Raw genomic sequence first — 24102 nt, forward strand, 5'->3', positions numbered from 1 at the left:
CTTAACGATCGGGTCGGGCGGAGCGCGATTGTATCATCGCTTCCTGAAAAAAGCGCGGCTGCTGGCAGGCAGAAACAGCAGCAGGAGCACCAGCAGATCGGGGATTTTCTGCGACAGGGTATGGTGGATAATCTGAACGTTATTGTCGCCATCAATGCTGAAAATCTCGGGGTAGATCCAGCCCAGCGAGGCGACCAGCATATAGCTGAGCACAATCACCTGCGTCGCCACATAGCCCCAGCGTCCACGGTTACTGCCGCGCATCAGGGTAAAGGCGCAGCGCAGTTCGAACAGGAAGATCAGCTGGCTGGCGACAAAGATGAGTGTCGCGTCCCAGGACTGGGCGCTGCGGTGAACAAAGTTTGCGAGTTCACTGTAACCCAGCTCGTTTGCCAGCATCAGGACGCTCAGGCAGCGGGTCGCAATAATAGCAATGCCCGCAACCGTCACCGGAACCGGCGCGATTGAAAGCGTGGCACTGCTTTTGAAGATTTCTGACATAGTCCGTGACTCCACCTGATCGAAAAACGGGCCGGTCAGACCGGCCCGTTCATATAGTGGCAAAGGTTACGGATTTCAGCCACGTTTAGCTTTCTGAATATCGCTTAAACGTTGTTTTTCTTCGTGTGCCATCACCCGCCAGGCGATAAAACCCACTAAACCGACCACAAACAGGATCAATGAAGCCAGCGCATTGATTTCCGGGTTAACGCCGCGTCGCACGGTGGCGAAGATCGCCATCGGCAATGTGGTGGCACCCGGCCCGGTCACAAAGCTGGCGATCACCAGATCGTCGAGTGACAGGGTAAACGCCAGCAGCCAGCCGGTCACAATAGCCGGTGCAATCATGGGCACGGTAATCACAAAAAAGACCTTCAGCGGCGTTGCGCCTAAATCCATCGCCGCCTCTTCGATGGAGCGGTCCAGCTCACGCAGACGCGAGTTGATCACCACGGCCACATAGGCGGTACAGAAGGTGACGTGGGCCAGCCAGATGGTCAGCATGCCGCGTTCACTCGGCCAGCCAAAGGCGTTACCCATTGCCACGAACAGCAGCAGCAGCGACAGACCGGTGATGACGTCGGGCATCACCAGCGGCGCGGTCAGCATAAAGGCAAAACCGTTGTGGCCGCGGAAGCGACCAAAGCGCACGATAATCACCGCCGCCAGCGTGCCCAGTACCACCGCCATGGTGGCGGAGAGACCGGCAATGCTCAGACTCAGCAGCACGGCGTCAATCATCGCGCTGTCCTGGAAGAGCACCCTGTACCAGTGGAACGAGAAGCGCTCCCACACCGTCACCAGCGGTGAGCTGTTGAAGGAGTAAACCACCAGCAACAGCATCGGCGCATAGAGGAACAGGAAGCAGCAGACCAGAATACCGGTACGCCAGGGTGAGCGAATGGTTGGCAAATTATTCATGCCTTCTCTCCCATTTCACGGTTTTGATGCTTATGGAACCAGATGATCGGCAGAATCAGGATCAACAGAATGATAACCGCCAGCGCGGAGGCCACCGGCCAGTCGCGGTTGTTAAAGAACTCCTGCCACAGGATACGGCCAATCATGATGCTGTCCGGGCCACCCAGCAGTTCAGGGATCACGTACTCCCCCACCGCCGGGATAAACACCAGCATCGATCCGGCGATAATGCCCCCTTTTGTCAGCGGGACAATCACGCTGAAAAAGGTCTTCAGCGGACGCGCACCCAGATCCAGTGAGGCTTCCACCAGCGAGTAATCAATGCGGGTCAGCGCGGTGTAGATTGGCAGCACCATAAACGGCAGATAGCAGTAGACGATACCGATATAGACCGCTGTATTGGTGTAGAGGATCACCAGCGGATGATCGATCACCCCCAGCCACAGCAGGAACCGGTTCAGGATACCGTTGTTGTTAAGCAGCCCCATCCAGGCGTAGACGCGCACCAGAAATGAGGTCCACGACGGCAGGATCACCAGCAGCAGCAGAATGGTGCGCATGGATGGCTTGCTGTGCGCCACGGCCCAGGCGAGCGGGTAGCCAATCAGCAGACAGATCACCGTGGAGATCGCCGCCACTTTCAGCGACTGCAGATAGGCATCGACGTAGAGCGGATCGTCGGTCAGCGTCAGGTAGTTGCCGAAATTGAGCACAATGCTGAACTGGTCATCAGCCCAGCTCACCAGCTCGGTGTAGGGGGGAATCGCACGCGCAATGTCCGCGAAGCTGATCTTCAGCACCGTCAGAAACGGCAGCAGAAATAACAGCACCAGCCAGACATAAGGCAAGGCGATCACCAGCTTGCGGCCATGCTGCATTTTTATCCGCGTGGCCCAGCGTTGCAGCGGCGTGCCGACCAGTCGGGCTGGCGCTTTGGCGCGTTGGAAAATCTGGCTCATAGCCGCTCCTTAAACCGTCAACACCACGCAGCTGTCGCATTCCCAGCAGAGGCGGACTTCATCACCCCAGGTCGGCAACCCTTTGCGGTAGCGATGCGCGTTTTGCAACTGTGCGCTGATCATCTGTCCGCTGTGCAGACGGACATGGAAGATAGAGAGGTCGCCGAGATAGGCGATGTGGACCACTTCACCCACCGCAAAGTTACAGCCATCGGCAGGCACCTCATCGCACAACATCACTTTTTCCGGGCGCAGTGCGACATGGACCGGAACGTTATCCACCACCGAGACATCGGAGTCGACTTTCAGCGGATGCATCAGGCCGGGACTGTCAATCACCAGGCCATCCGCCTGACGTTCACGCAGTAAGCCTTCGAAGACGTTAACCGAACCGATAAATTCCGCGCTGTAGCGGCTGGTAGGATGCTCGTAGATCTCCTCCGGTTCACCAATCTGCACGAACTTGCCGCGATTCATAATCGCGATACGGCCCGCCATGGTCATCGCCTCTTCCTGATCGTGCGTCACCATCACACAGGTGGCGCCAACACGCTCCAGAATATCGACCACTTCCAGCTGCATCCTGTCGCGCAGCTTCTTGTCCAGTGCCCCCATCGGCTCATCCAGCAGCAGCAGTTTTGGCCGTTTCGCCAGGCTGCGGGCCAGCGCCACACGCTGACGCTGACCACCGGAGAGCTGATGCGGTTTGCGTTTAGCAAACTCCTGCATATGCACCAGCGCCAGCATCTCTGCTACCCGGCTGGTGATCTCCCCTTTCGGCAGCCGATCCTGTTTCAGACCAAAGGCGATATTCTGCTCCACCGTCATGTGGGGAAACAGCGCGTAGGACTGGAACATCATGTTGATCGGGCGCTGATAGGGAGCAACGTGGGACAGATCCTGGCCATCCAGCACAATCTGCCCGCTGGTTGGCGGCTCAAAACCGGCCAGCATGCGCAGCAGCGTTGATTTACCACAGCCCGATGCGCCCAGCAGGGCAAAGATCTCACCTTTATAAATAGTCAGGCTGACATCATCCACGGCGTGTTGCCCGTCAAAGGATTTGGTCAGATTGCGAATTTCCAGCAGTGGCGTTAACGCCTTTGCGGTTTTATTTTGAGGACGGGGAATGGCATCGTTCACAAAGGTTCTCTCCGGAGCCAGGCGGAACATGGCGACAAAATTTGCCGCTAAAAATGGCACAACAGAGGCCGACACCGCGCCTCTGTTGCTGATGCATGACAGGTCAATCCGTTAAGGACGAATTACTTACCACTTTTTACTTTAGTCCATGCGCGCGTACGCACACGATCCAGTTTTGGATCCTGGACTTTCAGCACAAACAATTTCGACATCGCTTCAGGCGTCGGGAAGATACCCGGGTTGTTGCGGACGTCGGCATTGATCAGCGGCAGCGACGCTTTGTTGCCGTTGGCGTAGTTCATTTTGTTGGAGACATCGGCGATTACTTTCGGATCCATGATGTAGTTCAGCCAGGCGTAAGCACCATCGAGGTTTTTCGCATCTTTCGGGATCGCCATCATATCGAAGAAGGCCAGTGCGCCCTCTTTCGGTACGCTGTAGCCCAGATGCACGCCATTTTTAGCCGCATCAGCACGGTTTTTCGCCTGCAGAATATCGCCCGACCAGCCAATGGCGACGCAGATATTACCGTTGGCCAGATCGTTGATGTACTGCGACGAATGGAAGTAGCGGATATTCGGACGCAGTTTCAGCAGCAGGTCAGTGGCCGCGCCGGAATACTCTTTGGCATCAGAGGTATTGGGATCTTTGCCCAGGTAGTTGAGCACCGTGGCAAAAATCTCTTCTGGGGCATCCAGGAAGGAGACGCCGCAGCTTTTCAGCTTCTCCAGGTTTTCCGGCTTCAGCACCAGATCCCAGCTGTTGACCGGCGCATCAGCGCCCAGTGCGGCCTTGACCTTGTCGACGTTGTAGCCGATACCGGTGGTGCCCCACAGATAAGGAATGGCATATTTATTACCCGGATCGTGCTGCGCCACTTTCTCCATCAGCGCCGGATCGAGGTTTTTGTAGTTAGGCAGTTTGCTCTTATCCAGCGGCTGGAATACCCCGGACTGCAGCTGACGCGCCAGGAAGCTGGAGGATGGCACCACCACATCATAGCCGGTGCTGCCCGCCATCAGTTTGCCTTCCAGGACTTCGTTGGAGTCAAACACATCGTAGACCACTTTGATGCCGGACTGCTTTTCAAAGTTCGGCACGGTATCTGGCGAAATATAATCGGACCAGTTGTAGACGTGCAGCGTTTTATCTTCCGCCATGCTGCTGGCCGATGCGGCCATCAGCGCAGCAGCTACCACAGCTGACAGCCATTTCTGACGTGAGTTGAACATATTTTTCCATCCTCCTGAGCGGGTCATTACAACGCTGCAAACCAGAGATCCCTGCATTGCGTTCTGTACAAGACGTCAGTGACACAATGAATCATTATTCAGCGGGAGTTTAATAGCAAAAACCTATAGCTGAGGCGCAGTTACGCGCCTGTTACAGCCCCGCAAGCATAGCCCCCCCGGTCAGGCTTCACCAGACCCCAGCGTAAAAAACGCCTGAAAGCGATATTTTATGCATGTTTGAGCTATGAGGTTCGGCTTTGATGGCATAAACCACGACTAATATCTGGCGTTAAAGGGCAAAATGCAGAATAAAAAATTATCGCGGCAGCGGATGGCGGGCATAAAAAAGCCGTCTCAGGGACGGCTTAGTGTGTGACCATGTCGGGCTTAGTGCAGCACAGAATGAACGCTGGTCACCGGAACGTGCTCTTCTTCTTCGCCCACGATCAACAGATTGTTGGCAAAGGCTTCCAGGATCACCATGGAGATCTGCTCTTCACTCTGTTTCATAAAGTGCGAGAACTGACCAAAGGTTAACCCGGCGGTGGTAATCATTGACTGACAGACAATGAGTTTCGGCAGATTATCATCCTGAATGTCGATAAATGCTTTCACCGTCAGCGAACTGGCATTGATCTGCGACAAATCGCCAACCAGTGGAATCAGCGCCGTCGGCTTCACTTCAGCCAGCGCCGAAAACAGAATGACGTTGTCGACCAGATCGATTTTGGCGTCAAACACCCCATCGAAGTTTTGCATGTGCGGCAGATGAAGTGCCTGACAGGCATCGCATTCGAACCAGGTGATATTTTGCTGATCCAGCCAGCGACGCAGCAGGTCGATATCCGGAACGACAAGAGAATCCATCGTAAAATCCCAGTGGGGTGATAAACAGGCGACTTAGCTTACGGAAAAATGCGCGACGATGCCATGAAAACCGCTGAAAAGCGCGTGTCAGCCAGCGGTTTTAGGACGGAGCCCGGGGATGGCCTGCTGCTCAATCCGCTCGATCATCAGGGCGGCGATGTTAAGGTCACTGCTGGTTTCAATGCCTTCAAGACCGGGCGAGGCGTTAACTTCCATCACCAGCGGGCCGCGATGGGCGCGCAGAATATCGACGCCCGCCACTTCCAGCCCGAGCGTAGCCGCCGCTTTCACGGCGATCTGCCGCTCCTGTTGCGTAATGACGACCGGATAAGCTTTGCCGCCGCGATGCAGATTAGAGCGAAAGTCGCCCTCTTTCGCCACCCGCTCAATCGCTGCCACCATCTGATTGCCAATCACCAGACAGCGAACATCACGACCCTGCGCTTCTTTAATAAACTCCTGCACCAGAATATGGGCATTCAGGCCGCGAAAGGCATCGATAACGCTTTCTGCCGCCTGCCGCGTTTCCGCCAGCACCACGCCAATGCCCTGGGTGCCCTCCACCAGCTTGACCACCAGCGGCGCACCGCCGACCAGGGCGATCAGATCAGCGGTGTCATCGGGTGAGGAGGCAAAGCCGGTGACCGGCATGTCGATGCCTTCCCGTGCCAGCAGCTGCAGCGAGCGCAATTTGTCACGGGTGCGGGTAATGGCGGCGGACTCATTCAGCGGATAGCTGCCGCACATCTCAAACTGTCGCAGCACGGCCGTGCCATAAAAAGTGATAGGGTTGCCGATGCGCGGGATAACCGCATCAAAATGGCCCAGCGGTTCACCACAGTAGTGAACCGCCGGTGAGGCGGGATTAATATTCATATAGCAGGAGAGCGGATCGATGATCTGAACCTGGTGGCCGCGTGCGGCGGCCTCCTCACGCAGTCGCCGACTGGAGTAGAGCGTCTCATCACGTGACAGGATAGCTATCTTCATCGCTGCTCTCCCTTACTGGCTTAACGCGTGGCCCAGCCCTGCTGATGCAGATAATCGAGCATAAACGGACGCGTCTCTTTAATGATCAGGCGCTGGATCAGCTCACTCCAGGTTTCGCTGCGCTGGTTGCTGCCGCGCTGCTGATAATAGAGTTCTGTGCGGCTATCGTATTCGGCCAGTACCGCCGGATCCAGCGGCTGATAGCGGTTCTCATGCACCAGCATCGCGTGCGGCATACGCGGTTTGACGTCCGGCTTTGACTCCGGATGGCCCAGGCAAAAACCAAACAACGGCAGAACAAATTTCGGCAGGCCCAGCAGTTCGGTTACTTCCACGATACTGTTACGGATTCCGCCGATAAAGACGCCGCCCAGATCCAGCGATTCCGCTGCGACCATGGCATTCTGACCCATCAGCGCGGTATCGACGCAGCCCAGCAGCAACTGCTCGGCACGACCCAGCTGCGCATCAGGGCAAATCTGCAGATGGCGATTAAAGTCAGCGCAGAAGATCCAGAACTCAGGCGCATCCGCGACCCAGGACTGTCCGCCCGTCAGCGTCACCAGCTTGTCGCGCAGGGCTTTGTCGGTGATACGGATAATGGAAGAACACTGTAAAAAACTGGATGTGGACGCCGATTGCGCCGCAGTAATAATCGCTTCACGCTGTGCTTTGCTGACCGGCTGGTCAGTAAAGGCGCGGATTGAACGATGGCTGCACAGTAAATCAATGGTCGGTGTCATAAAGTCTCCAGCAATATTATCTTTTTTTGTCAGTTTGATTAAACAGCTGTGGTGCTATCGCTTTCGCGGTGCGCCACATTAACAGCCAGGCAGCAGGCAGCATCAGAACCACGCCAGCAATAAACAGCACAGTGGCCAGCGTTTTTACATCCGCCTTGTCTGGCAGCGGAAGCCAGTGGTTGATCAGCAGCAGCGCGGCCACGATTAACAGGCCGCCAGCCGCCTCCAGCACCACCACAAACCGGGGTAATCTGGCTACACTCTGCATGATATCCTCCTGCCTTAGCGGCTGACTGAGCGTCAATTATGGTCAACAACCCAAAAATTGCGCGAGATACACGGGCTGCCGGCGCGAAAAAGCCTCTGATTCAGAGGCTTCCTGACCGGGCAGCGATAGCGTGCGGGCATCAGACTAACAGGCAAATCCTGCTTTCCTTAAGCGATACGAGCGGGCATCATGGTTGCCATTCTCTGTTTCATTGTGTGATACACATCACATAATAGTCGCTGCAAGGAGTTCTCAATGATTGCTGTTATTTTTGGTCGTCCGGGCTGTCCCTACTGTGTGCGTGCCCATGAACTGGCCGACAAACTAACCGCTGAACGTGATGATTTTAGCTACCAGTATGTCGATATTAACGCAGAAGGCATTACTAAAGCCGACCTGGAAGCGAGCGCCGGTAAACCGGTCAGCACCGTGCCACAGATTTTCGTCGACGAAAAACATATCGGTGGCTACACCGAGTTTGCGGCCTGGACCAAAGAGAATCTGGGATTTGCCGCGTAAGCGCTGATAGCCGGAATGAAAAAGGCGAGCCAGGTTTTCCTGTCTCGCCTTTTTACGCTCTGCCGGTCATCCATCGCCCGGCACTGTTTAATTGAGTGATGCCATCACTATCTGCATCAACCGTACCAGCAAGGCCCCGCAGCCTGCCCAGAACAGCGCGCTGAGGCTCCATGCGACCACAAAGAGTGCGTTGCTGTGGATAAACAGGCTGCTGTTTAACAGCAGTGCTGCCAGTAACGTTCCCCATAATCCCATGAGCAGGGTGCTTTTTAACGGGCTTTCCACCTGCACCAATGCCATCACGATACCGGGCAACATAAAGAGCAGTAATTCGGGCTGACCACGAAGCGGGCCGGGACCGACCTGCCAGAAATGACAGGTAAAGACAAACACCAGACTGTACAACACCACGCCGCACAGGCGGGTAGTCCAGAGATAAGAACGCTGCGGCATACCACCCCACTGATTAAAAGTAACCCCGACAATAACCTGCTGATAACCCTGATGCGTTCAGATGGAAATAAAAAGAAACAGTTCGCTGTGGCAACGAATGAAAACAGCCAATGGCTGTGAAAGATATTTGTGATTAGAATAGCGCCGCGGTAAAGGTTCCATTTGCAGTACTGATGCAACAGCACCTCAACGGCCTGCTCACGATAGCGAAAAACAGGCTACTCTTCAATAGGTTACATGTAAACAAGAAGTTAAACAGTGAATATTAACGTCGCAGGATTGTTAAGCGGAAATGACATTTTGTTATTGTTTGTCGTTTTAGCGCTCGGCCTCTGTCTGGGTAAGTTGCGTCTGGGCTCGGTTCAGCTGGGAAATTCGATTGGCGTATTAGTGGTTTCGCTCTTATTAGGCCAGCAGCACTTTACGATCAATACCGATGCATTGAGTCTGGGCTTTATGCTGTTTATTTTTTGTGTCGGCGTCGAAGCCGGTCCCAACTTTTTTTCCATTTTCTTTCGCGACGGCAAAAACTATTTCATGCTCGCCATCGTCATGGTGGTCAGCGCACTGTTGCTGGCGCTGGGACTGGGCAAACTCTTTGGCTGGGATATCGGTCTCACCGCCGGCATGCTGGCCGGGTCGATGACCTCAACGCCGGTGCTGGTCGGAGCGGGCGATACCCTGCGGCAAAGCATCAGCGATCCGAAGCAGCTTGGACTGATGCAGGATCAGCTGAGCCTCGGTTATGCCGTGACCTATCTGATAGGCCTGGTCAGTCTGATTTTCGGCGCACGTTATCTGCCCCGTCTGCAACATCAGGATCTGCCCACCTGCGCCCAGCAGATCGCCCGGGAACGCGGTCTGGATGCGGACAGCCAGCGCAAAGTTTTCCTGCCGGTGATCCGCGCCTATCGCGTCGGTCCTGAACTGGTGGCATGGAGCGGCGGCAAAAACCTGCGCGAACTGGGTATCTATCGTCAGACCGGTTGCTACATTGAGCGCATCCGCCGCAACGGTATTCTCGCCAGTCCCGATGGCGATGCGGTGTTACAGCTCGGTGATGATATCTCGCTGGTGGGCTATCCCGATGCTCACGCCCGGCTCGACCCCAGCTTCCGCAACGGCAAAGAGGTTTTTGACCGCGACCTGCTGGATATGCGTATCGTCACTGAAGAGATCGTGGTGAAAAACCACAATGCGGTAAACAAACGCCTCAGCAAGTTAAACCTCACCGATCACGGCTGTTTTCTGAACCGGGTGATACGCAGTCAGATTGAGATGCCGATCGACGACAGTATCATGCTTAACAAAGGTGATGTGCTGCAGGTCAGCGGCGAGGCACGACGGGTCAAAAGCGTGGCGGATCGCATTGGCTTTATCGCGATTCACAGTCAGATGACCGATCTCTTAGCCTTCTGCGCCTTCTTTATCGTGGGTCTGATGATTGGTCTGATCACCTTCCAGTTCAGCAATTTCAGTTTTGGTATTGGTAACGCCGCGGGCCTCCTGTTCGCCGGTATCATGCTCGGCTTCCTGCGCGCCAACCATCCAACCTTTGGTTATATTCCGCAGGGCGCGCTCACTATGGTGAAAGAGTTCGGTCTGATGGTGTTTATGGCGGGAGTGGGATTGAGTGCCGGTAGCGGCATTAATCACGGCCTGAGCAGCGATGGTGCGCTGATGCTGCTGTGCGGCCTGCTGGTCAGCCTGATTCCGGTGATCATCTGCTATCTGTTTGGTGCTTATGTGTTGCGGATGAACCGCGCCCTGCTGTTTGGCGCCATCATGGGCGCACGTACCTGCGCACCGGCCATGGAGATCATCAGTGATACGGCACGCAGCAATATTCCGGCGCTGGGCTATGCCGGAACCTATGCCATCGCCAACGTGTTGCTGACGCTGGCGGGAACGCTGATTGTGATTATCTGGCCGATATTGCCCCTATAAAATTTTTTTGCCTGCGTCCAGAACTTTATTGTTAAGGGATAGTCATAATAAGTGCCACTGCTTTTCTTTGAAATCCCCAAATTGTGGAGCCCGCTGGTCTTTTTCCCGGCGGGTTTTTTTATGCCTTTTTTTCGTCCCTGCCCGTCATTCCCCCCTGATTCGCAACTGCATGTGTCATAAAACTTAAACCGTTACACAACTCAACGGCAGATTAAGAGCCTTTCTATAGACGAACAAAACGGTAAAAAGCAGGATAGACCGCTGTTTAGTTAGCAATTTGTGCTGGCTGATTGGGTGAGCGTGCTGTCGCTGACCGTTTTTTTTGCCGCTGTTATCGGGCCGGGCTGGCGGGATGCTGCCAGCTGCCGTTAACCGGACTGTCTGCTGAGGAATTTATCCCGAAATGGAAGAGCTGAACCATTCACTGTTTACTGCCATTAATGCCACACCGGCTTCACCCGCCTGGTTACTGCAGCTGGCGACGTTTTTTGCCAAAGATCTGATCGCCATCGTGCCGCTGTTAATCGTAGCGATGTGGCTCTGGGGACCGCGTGATCAGGTGTCTTCGCAGCGGGTGCTAGTACTGAAAACCGGTATGGCGCTGATCTATGCGCTGGCGATCTCCTGGTCTGTGGGCCAGCTGTTGCCGCATCCCCGCCCTTTCGCTATCGGTTTTGGTTATCAGTTCCTGCATCACGCCGCCGATGACTCCTATCCCAGCGATCACGGCACCACGATATTCACCTTTGCACTGGCCTTTATCTTCTGGCATCGCCTCTGGTCAGGTGTGGTTCTGATGGTGGCCGGTTGCGCTATTGCCTGGTCGCGGGTCTACCTTGGCGTTCACTGGCCAATGGATATGCTGGGCGGGTTCCTGGTGGGTCTGCTGAGCTGTCTGGCTTCGCATCTGGCGTGGCAGTTCTATGGCGAGCGGATGCTGGCGGTAATCAATCCACTCTATCGGTCGCTATTTGCCGTGCCGATTCGCAAAGGCTGGACGCAGGATTAAGAAAGGGACGCGTTAGCGTCCCCAGCACTGTGGCAAACCCGGATTTACCGCAGCGAATAAGCTTAAAGCGCAGGGAACAGGGTCAGAGGAGGAAAGCGTCCCGCGCCAGGGACGGCGCGGGCCGAGCGTGTCATGGATGACGGATTTTGCGTCTTTCCGATCTGACCCTGTTCCCTGTGCAGGCTCGGGCTCAACGCAGTACGAGCCTGCGTCCCTGCTTACTTATGAAAACCACTTCCCGAACCAGCCATTGAATTTCATCATCACGAAATCAATCATCCGGCTGAAGAACCCGCCTTCCGGCACATCCTGCATCACCACCAGCGGCCGCTGCTCAATGGTTTTCCCGTCCAGCTGGAAATCGATGGTGCCGACCACCTGATTCTTCTTCAGCGGGGCTTCCAGCTGCGGCGTAGTGAGTCTGAAACTCGCCTTCAGATTCTTCATCTGCCCTTTAGGGATGGTCAGCGCAGCATCTTTCGCTACGCCCAGATTGACCTGGCTGCGATCACCGAACCAGACCCGCTGCTGCGCAAACGGCGCATCCGCTTTAATCGGCGTGACCGTTTCAAAGAAACGGAAGCCCCATGTCAGCAGCTTTTCACTTTCGCGGAAACGAATCGCATCGCTGGCGGTGCCCAGCACCACCGAGATCAGACGCATATCCCCTTCGGTTGCTGAAGCGACCAGGTTATTCCCCGCGCCTGAGGTGTGGCCGGTTTTGACGCCATCAACCTTGAGATTGGTGCTCCACAACAGGCGGTTGCGGTTGATCTGGCGAATATTATTGAAGGTGAACTCTTTCTCTTTATTCAGCGCGTACTCTTCGGGCACATCGCGGATCAGCGCCTGAGCAATCAGCGCCATGTCACGCGCGGTACTGTACTGCCCTTCTGCATCCAGACCATGCACCGTCATAAAGTGGGTATTCTGCAGTCCCAGCGCCTTCACGTAGTTGTTCATCAGGCCGATAAACGAATCCTGACTGCCCGCCACATAATCCGCCAGCGCAATACAGGCGTCATTGCCGGACTGGATCACGATTCCCTTATTCAGCTCATGCACCGGAATACGATCGCCCGGCTTGAGGAACATCAGCGACGAGCCGCGCAGCTTAGGGTTGCCGGTGGCCCAGGCATCCTGTCCGACGGTAACCAGGTCATCCGGCTTAATTTTGCCCGCTTTAATCGCCTGACCCACAACATAGCTGGTCATCATTTTAGTCAGACTGGCGGGGTCGAGGCGCTGATCGGCACTCGATTCGGTTAACACCTTACCGCTGGCGTAGTCGATCAGAATCCACGCTTTAGCATCAATGCCTGGCGCGGCGGGAGCCTGCTCAGCAAAAACGCTGACGGGGGCAAGAATCAGTAATGAAGTGGCAGCAAGGTGCCGCAGGCGAGATGTGAAGCGAGTGTTTGTCATGGGCTTGGCCGGATTGTCCTTGTTAAATCGAAATTCCAGGGGCAGAAAATTCTCACTCAAACGCTAACCCTTGACGGCAGCGAAAAAAACCGTCGAATCGTAAAGTTTTTTAAAGTTTAGTAGAGTAACCCTGGCATAAGTGCCGCGCGCGTGCCGCTTTTCCCCGATTCTGTCGCTATCAAAACTGCGTGAAATTCCGATTTTTCGCAGAAGAGTTAAGCCCGTCACAAATATCAGTTAACCTGAACGCCAGTCAGCCGAGGAGACCGACCATGGACTTAGCCCTTTTTGATCTGGATGAAACACTCATTTGTGAAGACAGCACCAGCCTGTGGCTGCGCTGGCTGGTATCACAGGGATTCGCCCCCAGTGAACTGATTGATCAGGAACAGGCATTAATGAGCCAGTACTATGCCGGTACGCTGTCGATTGAAGAGTATATGAATAAAACACTCTCCCCCCTGGCGGGCATGGCCACGCTTACCGTTGAAGGCTGGGTGCGCCGCTTCATTCACCGCGACATCATGCCACGCGTTTATCCTGCAGCCCGCGAGCGGATTGAGTGGCACCGGGCGCGTGGCGACAAGGTCATGATCATCTCCGCCAGCGGCGAGCATCTGGTGGTGCCGATTGCAGAAAAGCTGGGTGCCTGCGGCGCGCTGGCGATTGGCGTTGAAATCGTGGACGAGCGCTACAGCGGCAACACTTACGGCACCATGACCTATAAAGAGGGCAAAGTCACGCGACTGGGTGACTGGAAAGCGCTGCAACAGGACGAGACCTTTGACCGCACCTGGGCCTACAGCGATTCGATGAACGACCTGCCGCTGCTGGAACAGGCCGATCATGCCCATGTCATCAACCCTGACGAACAGTTACACAAGGAAGCGTTAAACCGCGGCTGGCAGGTTTATCACTGGGCGCGCTGACTCAGAGCCTGCTCCATCAGGCATACTGTTGCTGGCAGCCTGGACACGGACAGCGCGGAACACTCCGTAGTACACGTAGTCCGTGAGGATTACTCGCTGCGCTCGCCCCTTCAGGGCCGCCCTGACGGGCGTTCAGGTTGCTAAAGCAGCCTGTGTGAGCACTGCCCTGGCCCAGACTGACCAATAAAATAGCCTGGGGACAGGCTCTTAGCCGCGGGACGCACCAGCGTCCTGCGCTAATCCCACTTTCAGCAGCTTGCCATTGGCCTCATCGGTCAGCACATAGAGCCAGCCATCCGGCCCCTGACGCACATCGCGAATGCGCGCCTTCTGATCGTCCAGCAGACGCTGCTCTTCCACCACTTTCTCGCCGTTGATACTCAGACGAATCAGGTTTTTCTCTTTCAGAGCGCCGATAAACAGCGAGTTTTTCCACTGCGGAAAACGGGCGCTATTGTAGAACGCCATGCCGCTGATGGCCGGAGAATCCTTCCAGTGATAAAGCGGCGGTTCGGTACCCGCAACCTGTGTGCCTTGTGACTCCGGCACTTTGTCACCGCTATAGTCGATGCCGTAGGTTGCCAGCGGCCAGCCGTAATTCTTGCCCCGCTCCATGATATTCACTTCATCGCCGCCGCGCGGGCCATGTTCATTTTCCCATATTTTGCCGGTCCAGGGGTTAAGCGCCAGCCCCTGCGGATTACGCAAACCATAGGCCCAGATCTCTGGCCGTGCGCCGCGCTGTTTCGCAAACGGGTTATCGTCCGGCACGCTGCCATCGGCGTTGAGCCGCAGCAGTTTGCCCTGCAGCTTATCGAGATCCTGCGCAGCGCTGCTGGCAAAGTTATCGCCGAAGGCGATCCAGAGATAGCCCTGGGTATCAAACGCCAGCCGGGTACCGATGTTGTTGCCGCTGGAGAGCATCGGCGTCTGCCGAATCACCTCGCGGAAATCGCTGAGTTGCCGGTTATCCTTGCTCAGCGTGCCCACGCCTACCACCGCGCCCGCTTTGCCACTGCTGTTCGCTTCGGTATAGCTAAGCCAGACGCGACGACTGGTGGCAAAATCGGGTGCCAGCACCACGTCCAGCAGGCCACTCTGCCGTTCTGCCCAGACCTTTGGCACGCCCTGGATCGGCTGCGACAGGCCGCTCTCCGGGCTCCAGCTGCGCAGTTGTCCGCTACGTTCGGTAATCAGCAGCGTTTTATTGTCGGGCAGGAAGGCGACGGACCATGGATGTTGTAACTTATCCTGTAATACCTCGACCTTTACGTCGGCGGCAAACAGGGGGGCGGTACAGAACAGGGAGCCACTTAGCAACAAGGCAGTTGAGAAACGGGCCATAACGATCTCCTGACGGGATAGAATGCCCTTAAGCGTAGTCAGCCCCTCTGCAATGATGTTGAGGATTTACAAAAGATTAATCAGGGCGACAGCGCTCTGCTGTCGCCCGTCAGAGTCAGGGCGCGTTAAAACTTACCGTGTCACGCACCATCGTATCGATACCAGGCTTCAGCTCGTCAAAGGTGATCGGCGTATTGCTGTTACTGACCGTTTTGCCAAAGGCTTTGCGAACCACCCGGATCATCGGTTTGCCCGTCACCGCATCGCTGGCTTCTATCTCCAGAAACAGTTCGCTGTTCTGAGTACGATGCCCTGACGCCGCCATGGTGCTGGCAACGACCGCGGCAACCGGTACCACTTCATAAAACTGCACGCCCTGATTTTCTGCTGACACGGCGGTAATGGCGGCCCTTACCTTCAGAGTATGCGACGTAGCCTGATTCACCAGCGGCAGGCGGGTGGCTATCGCGCCTTTTAGCTGGATCTCGGTGTAACTGAGCACCTGATCCAGCGTTTGCTGAGTGACGCGTGGCGTGGGGTGCGCCGCCGGGTAGTAGATCAGCGATGTATAAAGCACATCTTTATAATGGCTGCTTTGATAATCGGGTGAAATCCAGCGCAGAGTCGGTTCACCACTGGCTGACGACGTCGGTTGCAACTGGCTGTAATCGCTTAAAAAACCTGAATATTGCTGTTTATCAGCAACATGAGAAGTACAACCACTGAGCAGCACGGCAGAGACCGCCAGAAGAGCAGCAACGGAAGTTTTACGCATCATCAACTCGCTTGTATCAGGAAGGTTTAAGCAAGCATAGATAAGCCAGAGGGGAAATGCAGAATAACAGAGGCGATTTAACGCTGTTATGCAGAATAAATAGCAGGAAAACCCGCTGCAGAGCACAGCGGGCGAAAAATATTACTCAAAGCAGGTATCAGGATTCTCAGACAGGGTGATGAACTGTTTGCCACCCTGGGTCAGCGCCATAATGGTGCCGCTTTCGATATCGTAAACCCAGCCGTGCAGACGCAGCTTACCGTTACGCAGCGCGACGGAGACGGAAGGATGGGTTTTCATGTTGTTCAGCTGGGCGATGACGTTCTCTTTGACCATCTCGTTCAGCTTCTTCTCTGGCGAGTCATACTCACGCTGCTCAACCACCGCTTTTGCCGCATCGGCATAGCGCAGCCAGTGCTCAACCGCAGGCATGGTATCCATGCAGGCGCAGGAGGCGATGGCGTTCATGGCACCACAGTTAGAGTGACCACAGATGATGATGTCGGAGACGCCCAGCGCGACCACCGCATATTCGATAGTGGCGGAGACACCGCCTGGCTCCGGGCCGAATGAGGGAACGATGTTGCCCGCATTGCGGATAACGAACAGCTCTCCTGGCTCCTGCTGCGTCACCAGTTCAGGCACCAGACGACTGTCTGAACAGGAGATGAACAGCGCTTTCGGATTTTGATTTGATGCCAGGCTTTTGAAAAGATCCTTCCTTTCAGGAAACACATTCTGCTGGAAATTCAGAAATCCGTTGATGATCTCTTTCATTATTTAGCTCTCACATTATCCATTTCATTACCTGAGGGGCATAGCCCCCTCAGTGGGGTTTGCCCGTTTATTATTAATGAAAACAAGTGAATATCAACCCGCCTTTTACCGGATGCTCTAAACAGCGGCCACTGTCAGCGTTTCGCTTGTTCACCAGTCAGAGGCTCCGCAGCCAATTTCTTTTTATAGCACGGGAAGTTATTGGAAAAAGCACGGTTTGAACCGCCCGTTTTTTTGCCTGTGCTGTGGATCGGCTTTTACGCGTTTTTTCACTACTTTACGCCCCCGGCTCGCCAGCAGAAAAGGTTTCTCTTCTGCTGCTGTCTGACTTTATCTGGCAAGCGTGGCGGGCTATGGTGTTTTGGGGCGTGGCGAAACGGCTGCGCATCTGACAGCACGGGCGCTGCGCCAGAACCGTTGCAGACAAGGAATGAGGGATAAGAGAGAGCAGGACGGGTTTCATTAAAACAACCCCAGCAGCAGGGGTTAGCGGCTGCCGGGAGAGCAGGATTAACGCTTAGCCATACTGCTGCTGATGCGCTTTTTTACGTCGCAGATAGTCCTCATCTGCACGAAGTTTGTCCCAGTAGCCTTTGAAAACAGCCGCCGCCGCGGCTTTTTCCTCGTTGATGCCGCGCGGCAGCTCCTTGCCATCTGCGTCATATTTACGTCCGCCCTTGTGGTTGCTGTAACGGCGCGCGCGGGTATACCCCATCTGAATAAATTTACGCGCCATATCCATGCCGACAAAATCATCTTTGCGCCGATACTCCTCAAACAGCGCCATGATTTTCTCAGCCGACTCTTCAGCAATGGGAACGGTACGAAAACGCCAGTGTGGCAGTATTTCGCCTTTATAAGGCTCGACCATCAGCACGCCCTGCTCACCACGCCCGACCTGATAAAGCTCGGGGTGCTGGCGGAAGTCGATAGTGCTGAAGTCCTGATCATAATCGAAAGGTTTCATCTCTTTAGTTTAGGATCAAGTGCGTCGCGCAGCCCGTCTCCGAGTAAATTAAATGCCAGAACGGTGAGGAAGATGGCCAGGCTGGGGAAAATTGCCACGTGAGGCGCGATAACCATGTCGGCCCGCGCCTCATTCAGCATCGCCCCCCACTCCGGCGTAGGCGGTTGTGCGCCCAGCCCCAGAAACGACAGGCTGGCCGCGGTAATGATTGAGGTACCGACCCGCATGGTGAAATAGACCACAATCGGCGATACCGTGCCGGGCAGGATATGCCGCATCAGGATAGTCCAGTCAGAAGCGCCGATACTGCGTGCCGACTCAATATAGGTCTGATGCTTCAGCACCAGCGTATTGCCGCGAACCAGCCGGGCAAACGCCGGGATACTGAAGATAGCGACCGCCACAATCACATTACTCATGCCGCTGCCCATAATCGCCACCACCGCAATCGCCAGCAGAATGCCGGGAAAGGCAAACAGCACATCGCAGATACGCATGGTGATGCGGTCCCACCAGCCTTCGTAATAGCCGGCTAACAGACCAAAGAATGTACCGATCAGCGCGCCGATCACTACCGAAAAGAAGCCCGCAATCAGGGAAATCCGCGTGCCGACCAGCACCCGACTGAAAATGTCACGCCCCAGCGAATCGACGCCAAACAGATGCATCAGCGAGGGGCCGTCATTGAGCCGGTCATAATCGAAGTAGTTCTCTGCGTCGAACGGCGCAATCCATGGGGCGATAACCGCCAGCACAATCAGTACCAGCACAAACAGCCCGGCCAGCAGCGCCACCGGCTGTCCTCTGAAACGCCGCCAGAATTCACGCCACGGCGTTCGCACCCGATTCTCCGCAATCAGCGGCATCGTTTTCAGTGCCGCTTCGCGTCGCCAGTTTTTCATCGCGACTCCTTAAAGCGAATAGCGGGATTAATCACCGCATAGAGCATGTCGACAAACAGATTGATCAGAATAAACTCCAGTGAAAACAGCAAAACTTCCGCCTGAATAACCGGGTAGTCGCGCATCGCCACGGAATCGACCAGCAGTCGCCCCAGGCCCGGCCAGTTAAACACCACCTCGACCACGATCGATCCGCCCAGCAGGAAACCAAACTGCAGCCCCATCATCGTCACCACCGGGATCATGGCGTTGCGCAGGCCATGCTTGACCACCACCAGCGACTCGCGCACCCCTTTGGCCCGGGCGGTCCGCATATAATCTTCCTGCATCACCTCCACGAACGAGGCACGGGTAAAGCGCGCCATCACCGCCGCCACCGCCGCACCCAGGGTGATGGAGGGCAGAATGTAATGTTTCCAGCTCTCTGCCCCGACGGTTGGCAGCCATCCCAGCTCCACCGAGAAGACCTGCATCAGCAGCATGCCCAGTGCAAAGGCGGGAAACGAAATGCCCGACACCGCCAGCGTCATCCCCAGCCGATCGGGCCAGCGATTGCGCCAGACAGCAGAAACGATGCCGATTGCCATGCCAAAAATCACGGCCCAGATCATGCTGACCAGCGTCAGCCACAGGGTCGGCATAAAGCGTGAGGCGATCTCCTCCGCGACCGGCCGCTTCGAGACCATCGACTGGCCGAAATCGCCCTGCAGCGCATTCAGCATAAAGTGCCAGAACTGCTGCGGCAGCGGCAGGTCGAGTCCCAGCTCCTGACGCACCAGCGCCACCACCGAGGCATCGGCTTCCGGCCCGGCGATCAGACGCGCCGGGTCGCCCGGCAGCAGGTGAACAAACAGGAACACCAGCACCGCCACAATCAGCAGCGTGGGGATCAGCCCAAAGAGTCGTTTGAGAAAATAGTTAAACATGCAACATCCTGCAGCTGCGGCCAGCCTCGCGGGCTGGCCGGCTCCGTTACTTCAGAGTTGCCTCATCAAAATTGAATGAGGTATCGGGCATTACATAAAAACCGCTGAGGTTTTTGCTGTTGGCAGAAACCAGCTGCTCAACCACCAGTGGGATCCACGGGTGATCCTGCCAGATGGTATCCTGCGCATCTTTGTAGAGACGCGCTTTCTCGGCACGGTCAGTGGTTTTCAGCGCATCAGCCAGATCTTTATCGACCTTAGGATTGCTGTAAAACGCGGTATTGAAGATCGCCGGTGGCCAGGCCGTAGTAGCAAACAGTGGCGTCAGTGCCCAGTCCGCTTCGCCGGTTGAGGCGGACCAGCCGGTGTAGAACATGCGCACGCCGCTCTCTTTCTGGCCCTTGCCTTCTACTTCAGCGGCACGCTGACCCGCATCCATCGCCGTAACTTTAACTTTCACGCCAACCTGCGCCAGCTGCTGCTGGGTGAACTGCAACACTTTCTGCGCGGTGCTGTGGTTGTGTGACGACCAGAGCGTGGATTCAAACCCGTTCGGGTAACCCGCCTCTTTCAGCAGGGCTTTCGCTTTGGCTGGATCGTAGCTGATGGCCGGATAGGTCTGAGCGAAGTCGATGGTGGGCGGCACGATGCCGGTAGCAGGCGTGGCGTAACCGGAGAACGCCACTTTCGCCAGCGCCTGACGGTTGATGGCATACTCCAGCGCTTCACGCACCTTCGGATTATCGAACGGCTTCTGAGTGACGTTAAGGCTGATGTAACGCTGCATAATCGATGGCGTGGTTACCACAGCAAGCTTGCTGTTCTTCTCCAGCAGTTTTGCCTGCTCATAGGGCACCGGGAAAGCAAAGTTCGCTTCGCCGGTCTGTAGCATCGCCGCGCGGGTGTTGTTATCCACCACCGGTCGCCAGGTAATGCTGTCCAGCTTCGGATAGCCCGGCTTCCAGTAGCCGTCCCACTTTTTCACCTTCACAAAATCGGTCTGGTTCCAGGTTTCGAACACAAACGGGCCGGTTCCTACCGGATGGAAACCGATCTCTTTGCCATATTTTTTCAGCGCGGTGGGTGAAATCATCGCTGCCGCCGGATGGGCCAGGATGTTGATAAAGGCGGAGAACGGCTCTTTCAGCGTCACTTTCACCGTAGTCGGATCCACCACTTCGGTGCTGGCGATATGTTTAAACAGGTTGTAGCGCTTGAGATGGTTATCCGGATTGCTGGCGCGATCGAGGTTGACCTTTACCGCTTCCGCATTGAAGTCAGTGCCATCCTGGAATTTAACTCCGGAACGCAGCTTAATGGTGTAGGTCAGGCCGTCGGCGCTGGCCTGATAGCTCTCAGCCAGCACGTTGGTGAGCTTCATCTCTTTATCAAAGCTAAACAGGCCCTGATAGAAGGATTTCGCGACCGCCTGCGACAGCGTGTCGTTGGCGTCATAGGGATCGAGAGTGGTGAAGTTGGACGCGACGGCAATCACCGCATCCTGTGCTGCCCAGGCGGGCAATGCCATTGCGCTGCTTAACACGCCAGCCGCCAGTAACCCTTTACGCATCGTAATCTGCATCTTGTTCTCCTGTAATCCCTGTCGGGTTGGTCGCCGGGGCGACATCGTCACTGTTCAGGTCGCACTGATAACGTGGCGGGCGACGAAATGGCCCGGAGCCACCTCCATCAGCGGCGCCACTTCAGGTTCATCCCCTAACGCATGAATCGGGCTGGGGATCTCATCGACCAGTAAGGCTCGTTCGCGACGCCGGTGAGCCGGATCGGCTACCGGCACCGCCGCCATGAGTTTTCGGGTATAAGGGTGCTGAGGCTGCTCAAACACCGCCTGACGCGGCCCCATCTCGACAATCTGACCGAGATACATCACCGCCACGCGGTGGCTGATACGCTCCACCACCGCCATATCATGAGAAATAAACAGGAAGGCGATGCCAAACTCGCGCTGCAGGTCGAGCATCAGATTAATTATCTGCGCCTGAATTGACACATCCAGCGCCGAGACGGACTCATCGGCGATCACCACTTTGGGATTCAGCGCCAGCGCGCGGGCTATACAGATGCGCTGACGCTGGCCGCCGGAAAATTCATGGGGATAGCGCTGAGCATGTTCCGGCAGCAGACCCACTTTATCCAGCAGCCAGGCGACGCGCTGCTCCGCCTCGCGACGCGGCATCGCCTTGTGGACCAGCAGCGGCTCCATAATGGAGAAGCCAACCGTCAGCCGGGGATCGAGCGAAGCGTAGGGATCCTGAAAGATAAACTGAATATCGCGTCGCAGATGGGCCAGCGCAGCACCCGACAAATGGTCTATCCGCTGTCCGTCAAAGGTCAGGGTGCCACCCTGACTGGCCACCAGCTTCAGCAGCGATCGCCCGGTGGTCGATTTACCACAGCCAGACTCGCCCACCAGCGCCAGTGTCTCACCGGCATAGAGATCAAAACTGACTTTTTCGACGGCATGCACCCGGCTTTTGACGCGGTTCAGCAGGCCGCCGCGAATATCAAAGCGGGTGACCAGATCGCGCACCTGCAAAATGGGTGGCTGCAGGCGGCGAACCGTATCCTGCGGCACGTCATCAACGGCATCGCTGTGCAGCAACGGAAATTTGGCCGGCAGGGGCTGGCCCTGCATCGAACCGAGCTTTGGCACCGCCGCCAGCAGCGCCTGGGTATAGGGCTGCTGCGGGGCGCTGAACAGCCTGGCTACCGGGGCATTTTCTACTACTTCGCCGCGATACATCACCTGAACCCGATCGGCCATTTCGGCGACCACGCCCATATCGTGAGTGATAAAAATCACCCCCATCTGCATCTCTTTTTGCAGCACGCGGATGAGTTGCAGAATCTGCGCCTGAATGGTGACGTCGAGCGCGGTGGTCGGCTCATCGGCAATCAGCAGGGCCGGTTTGCAGCAGAGCGCCATGGCGATCATCACGCGCTGGCGCATCCCGCCCGACAGCTGATGCGGGAAGCGGGATAATACATTTTGCGCATCCGGGATTCGTACCAGATCCAGCATCCGGCGCGCCTCGGCCAGCGCGCCGGCGTGGCTCAGGCCCTGATGCAGACGGATGGATTCCGCAATCTGCTCGCCCACGGAGAAGACCGGATTCAGCGAGGTCATCGGCTCCTGAAAGATCATCGCCATATCTGCACCGCGCACCCGCCGCATCTGACCTTTTGAGGCGCGCATCAGATCCAGCACGTCGCCATTGCGACGCCGCAACAGCACCTCGCCGCTGACCCTCCCGCCAGCCTGCTCAATCAGCCGCATCAGCGCCAGCGAGGTCACTGATTTCCCTGAGCCTGACTCCCCCACCAGCGCCAGCGTTTCGCCGCGAAACAGATCGAGTGACAAATGACGCACCGCGTCAGTGACGGTGGTTTCGTGCTGAAAACGCACATTGAGATCGCGCACCGCCAGGACCTGCTCAGGGGCCAGCGGCGGTAACGTTTGCCTGTCGCTCATCTCTGCTCCTTAACTTTCGCGATAGATAGCGACGTCTGCCACTTCGCCAACCCGCGCCACACCGCGATACATCCCTTCGCTGTTGAAAGGCAGCGCTACGTTGCCTGCGCGGTCGACGGCGATCAGCCCCCCGCTGCCGCCCAGCTCCAGCACACTGTCATGAATAACATTAACCGTGGCCTGCTGCAGTGAGCGCCCGGCGTAGCGCATCTGCGCTGCCACATCGTAGGCCGCCAGCGTCCGCATAAAGACTTCCCCGGTGCCGGTACAGGAGACCGCCACGCTGTCGTTGCTGGCGTAGCAGCCTGCGCCCGGCAGCGGCGAGTCGCCGACCCGTCCGGCCTGCTTGTTGGTCATACCGCCCGTTGACGTGGCGGCCGCGAGGTTGCCCTCAAGATCCAGCGCGACGGCCCCCACCGTACCAAACTTACGGTCCGGGTCGAGCGGGTCATCGCTGTGCGCGGCACCATCATGGTCCAGCACCGCCGTATCGCTGTTCAGCGCGCGCTGCAACTGCTCCCAGCGTTCCGGAGTCGAGAAGTAATCAGGCGCGACCGTTTCCAGCCCGTGCGCTTCAGCAAACTGCTCTGCGCCCTCGCCGATAAACAGGACATGCTCGCTATGTTCCAGCACGGCACGTGCCGCCAGCACCGGATTCCGTACCCGCGTTACGCCCGCGACCGCCCCTGCACCCAGGGTGCGGCCATCCATGATGCAGGCATCGAGTTCATGGGTGCCCTGATGGGTGAAGACCGCGCCTTTACCAGCGTTGAACAGCGGGCACTCTTCCAGCAGCCGCACCGCTTCGGTCACCGCATCGAGTGCGCTGCCGCCCTGAGCCAGTATCTGCTGGCCCTGAGTGACAATATCGTGTAGCGCCTGACGATAGAGTTGCTCTTTTTCGGCGCTCATTGCTGAGCGCGTAATGGCACCGGCGCCTCCATGAATGGCGATCACTGCATTGACCATAACGATCTACCCTGTGGTTGCATCAGGACGAAAAACACTGATT

General features: G+C 56.4%; 24 protein-coding genes. 4 read left to right on the forward strand and 20 right to left on the reverse strand.

Going from position 1 to position 24102, the window contains the following annotated elements; translation table 11 throughout:
• Positions 1-33 precede the first annotated feature (33 nt).
• The 9 genes from HFD94_RS00820 to HFD94_RS00860 form a co-directional block, all read right to left on the reverse strand.
• Positions 34-501 carry a YbjO family protein gene (locus HFD94_RS00820; protein WP_010254423.1) on the reverse strand — a complete coding sequence of 156 codons (468 nt, stop codon included), beginning with the start codon at positions 499-501 and terminating at the stop codon, positions 34-36.
• Positions 502-576: 75 nt separating this feature from the next.
• Positions 577-1422 carry a putrescine ABC transporter permease PotI gene (gene potI / locus HFD94_RS00825; RefSeq protein WP_033771251.1) on the reverse strand — a complete coding sequence of 282 codons (846 nt, stop codon included), beginning with the start codon at positions 1420-1422 and terminating at the stop codon, positions 577-579.
• On the reverse strand, positions 1419-2381 hold the full coding sequence (potH, locus tag HFD94_RS00830) for a putrescine ABC transporter permease PotH (protein WP_010254421.1): 963 nt from the start codon (positions 2379-2381) through the stop codon (positions 1419-1421). Before potH ends, potI begins: the two co-directional genes overlap by 4 nt.
• A gap of 9 nt (positions 2382-2390) precedes the next feature.
• A complete protein-coding gene (gene potG / locus HFD94_RS00835; RefSeq protein WP_010254420.1) occupies positions 2391-3524 on the reverse strand; it encodes a putrescine ABC transporter ATP-binding subunit PotG in 1134 nt (377 codons plus the stop codon).
• A gap of 122 nt (positions 3525-3646) precedes the next feature.
• Positions 3647-4756 carry a spermidine/putrescine ABC transporter substrate-binding protein PotF gene (gene potF, locus HFD94_RS00840; protein WP_010254418.1) on the reverse strand — a complete coding sequence of 370 codons (1110 nt, stop codon included), beginning with the start codon at positions 4754-4756 and terminating at the stop codon, positions 3647-3649.
• A 387-nt stretch (positions 4757-5143) separates the two neighbouring features.
• Positions 5144-5623 (reverse strand): YbjN domain-containing protein, encoded by a 480-nt coding sequence (locus HFD94_RS00845; RefSeq protein ID WP_022625960.1) that lies wholly within the window; start codon positions 5621-5623, stop codon positions 5144-5146.
• A gap of 87 nt (positions 5624-5710) precedes the next feature.
• Positions 5711-6613 carry a 30S ribosomal protein S6--L-glutamate ligase gene (gene rimK, locus HFD94_RS00850; RefSeq protein WP_167432705.1) on the reverse strand — a complete coding sequence of 301 codons (903 nt, stop codon included), beginning with the start codon at positions 6611-6613 and terminating at the stop codon, positions 5711-5713.
• A 20-nt stretch (positions 6614-6633) separates the two neighbouring features.
• On the reverse strand, positions 6634-7356 hold the full coding sequence (nfsA, locus tag HFD94_RS00855; RefSeq protein ID WP_062757297.1) for an oxygen-insensitive NADPH nitroreductase: 723 nt from the start codon (positions 7354-7356) through the stop codon (positions 6634-6636).
• Positions 7357-7372: 16 nt separating this feature from the next.
• Positions 7373-7624, reverse strand: a complete 252-nt coding sequence (locus HFD94_RS00860) for a DUF1418 family protein (RefSeq protein ID WP_010254414.1) — start codon at positions 7622-7624, stop codon at positions 7373-7375.
• Between the two features lie 255 nt (positions 7625-7879).
• Between HFD94_RS00860 and HFD94_RS00865 the strand changes: the two genes are divergently transcribed.
• A complete protein-coding gene (locus HFD94_RS00865; protein WP_010254413.1) occupies positions 7880-8143 on the forward strand; it encodes a GrxA family glutaredoxin in 264 nt (87 codons plus the stop codon).
• Between the two features lie 87 nt (positions 8144-8230).
• On the opposite strand, the gene ybjM is transcribed toward HFD94_RS00865, so the two are convergent.
• Entirely contained in the window at positions 8231-8596 is a 366-nt protein-coding gene (ybjM, locus tag HFD94_RS00870) for an inner membrane protein YbjM (RefSeq protein ID WP_010254412.1), read from the reverse strand.
• 258 nt (positions 8597-8854) lie between these two features.
• On the opposite strand from ybjM, the gene HFD94_RS00875 reads away from it, so the two are divergent.
• Both HFD94_RS00875 and ybjG read left to right on the forward strand, forming a co-directional pair.
• Positions 8855-10543, forward strand: coding sequence for an aspartate:alanine antiporter (locus HFD94_RS00875; protein ID WP_010254410.1), 1689 nt, complete (start codon positions 8855-8857; stop codon positions 10541-10543).
• A gap of 403 nt (positions 10544-10946) precedes the next feature.
• The gene (gene ybjG / locus HFD94_RS00880) at positions 10947-11552 is read left to right on the forward strand and encodes an undecaprenyl-diphosphate phosphatase (protein ID WP_010254408.1); all 606 of its coding nucleotides are present in this window, start codon (positions 10947-10949) and stop codon (positions 11550-11552) included.
• Between the two features lie 222 nt (positions 11553-11774).
• Here the strand turns inward: ybjG and HFD94_RS00885 are convergent, their stop codons facing one another.
• Positions 11775-12977 (reverse strand): serine hydrolase, encoded by a 1203-nt coding sequence (locus HFD94_RS00885; RefSeq protein ID WP_010254406.1) that lies wholly within the window; start codon positions 12975-12977, stop codon positions 11775-11777.
• A gap of 272 nt (positions 12978-13249) precedes the next feature.
• Between HFD94_RS00885 and HFD94_RS00890 the strand changes: the two genes are divergently transcribed.
• Positions 13250-13906, forward strand: coding sequence for an HAD family phosphatase (locus HFD94_RS00890; protein WP_010254405.1), 657 nt, complete (start codon positions 13250-13252; stop codon positions 13904-13906).
• Positions 13907-14113: 207 nt separating this feature from the next.
• Here HFD94_RS00890 and HFD94_RS00895 read toward each other — a convergent pair whose 3' ends face one another.
• The 9 genes from HFD94_RS00895 to HFD94_RS00935 form a co-directional block, all read right to left on the reverse strand.
• Entirely contained in the window at positions 14114-15250 is a 1137-nt protein-coding gene (locus HFD94_RS00895) for a PQQ-dependent sugar dehydrogenase (protein WP_010254401.1), read from the reverse strand.
• Positions 15251-15365: 115 nt separating this feature from the next.
• The gene (locus HFD94_RS00900) at positions 15366-16025 is read right to left on the reverse strand and encodes a DUF3313 domain-containing protein (protein WP_010254398.1); all 660 of its coding nucleotides are present in this window, start codon (positions 16023-16025) and stop codon (positions 15366-15368) included.
• A 141-nt stretch (positions 16026-16166) separates the two neighbouring features.
• On the reverse strand, positions 16167-16802 hold the full coding sequence (locus HFD94_RS00905) for a carbonic anhydrase (protein WP_010254395.1): 636 nt from the start codon (positions 16800-16802) through the stop codon (positions 16167-16169).
• A 517-nt stretch (positions 16803-17319) separates the two neighbouring features.
• Positions 17320-17769 (reverse strand): DUF4385 domain-containing protein, encoded by a 450-nt coding sequence (locus HFD94_RS00910; protein ID WP_111533563.1) that lies wholly within the window; start codon positions 17767-17769, stop codon positions 17320-17322.
• A complete protein-coding gene (gene gsiD, locus HFD94_RS00915) occupies positions 17766-18671 on the reverse strand; it encodes a glutathione ABC transporter permease GsiD (RefSeq protein WP_010254377.1) in 906 nt (301 codons plus the stop codon). Before gsiD ends, HFD94_RS00910 begins: the two co-directional genes overlap by 4 nt.
• Positions 18668-19597: a glutathione ABC transporter permease GsiC gene (gene gsiC, locus HFD94_RS00920; protein ID WP_010254376.1), complete on the reverse strand. Its 930-nt coding sequence runs from the start codon at positions 19595-19597 to the stop codon at positions 18668-18670. Before gsiC ends, gsiD begins: the two co-directional genes overlap by 4 nt.
• Before the next feature lie 46 nt (positions 19598-19643).
• Positions 19644-21179, reverse strand: coding sequence for a glutathione ABC transporter substrate-binding protein GsiB (gene gsiB, locus HFD94_RS00925; RefSeq protein WP_167432706.1), 1536 nt, complete (start codon positions 21177-21179; stop codon positions 19644-19646).
• A 54-nt stretch (positions 21180-21233) separates the two neighbouring features.
• On the reverse strand, positions 21234-23090 hold the full coding sequence (locus HFD94_RS00930) for a dipeptide ABC transporter ATP-binding protein (RefSeq protein WP_010254373.1): 1857 nt from the start codon (positions 23088-23090) through the stop codon (positions 21234-21236).
• 9 nt (positions 23091-23099) lie between these two features.
• Positions 23100-24059, reverse strand: a complete 960-nt coding sequence (locus tag HFD94_RS00935) for an isoaspartyl peptidase/L-asparaginase family protein (RefSeq protein ID WP_167432707.1) — start codon at positions 24057-24059, stop codon at positions 23100-23102.
• Positions 24060-24102: the final 43 nt, after the last annotated feature.

Source organism: Pantoea sp. EKM20T (genome assembly GCF_011800485.1).
Taxonomy (GTDB): domain Bacteria; phylum Pseudomonadota; class Gammaproteobacteria; order Enterobacterales; family Enterobacteriaceae; genus Pantoea; species Pantoea agglomerans.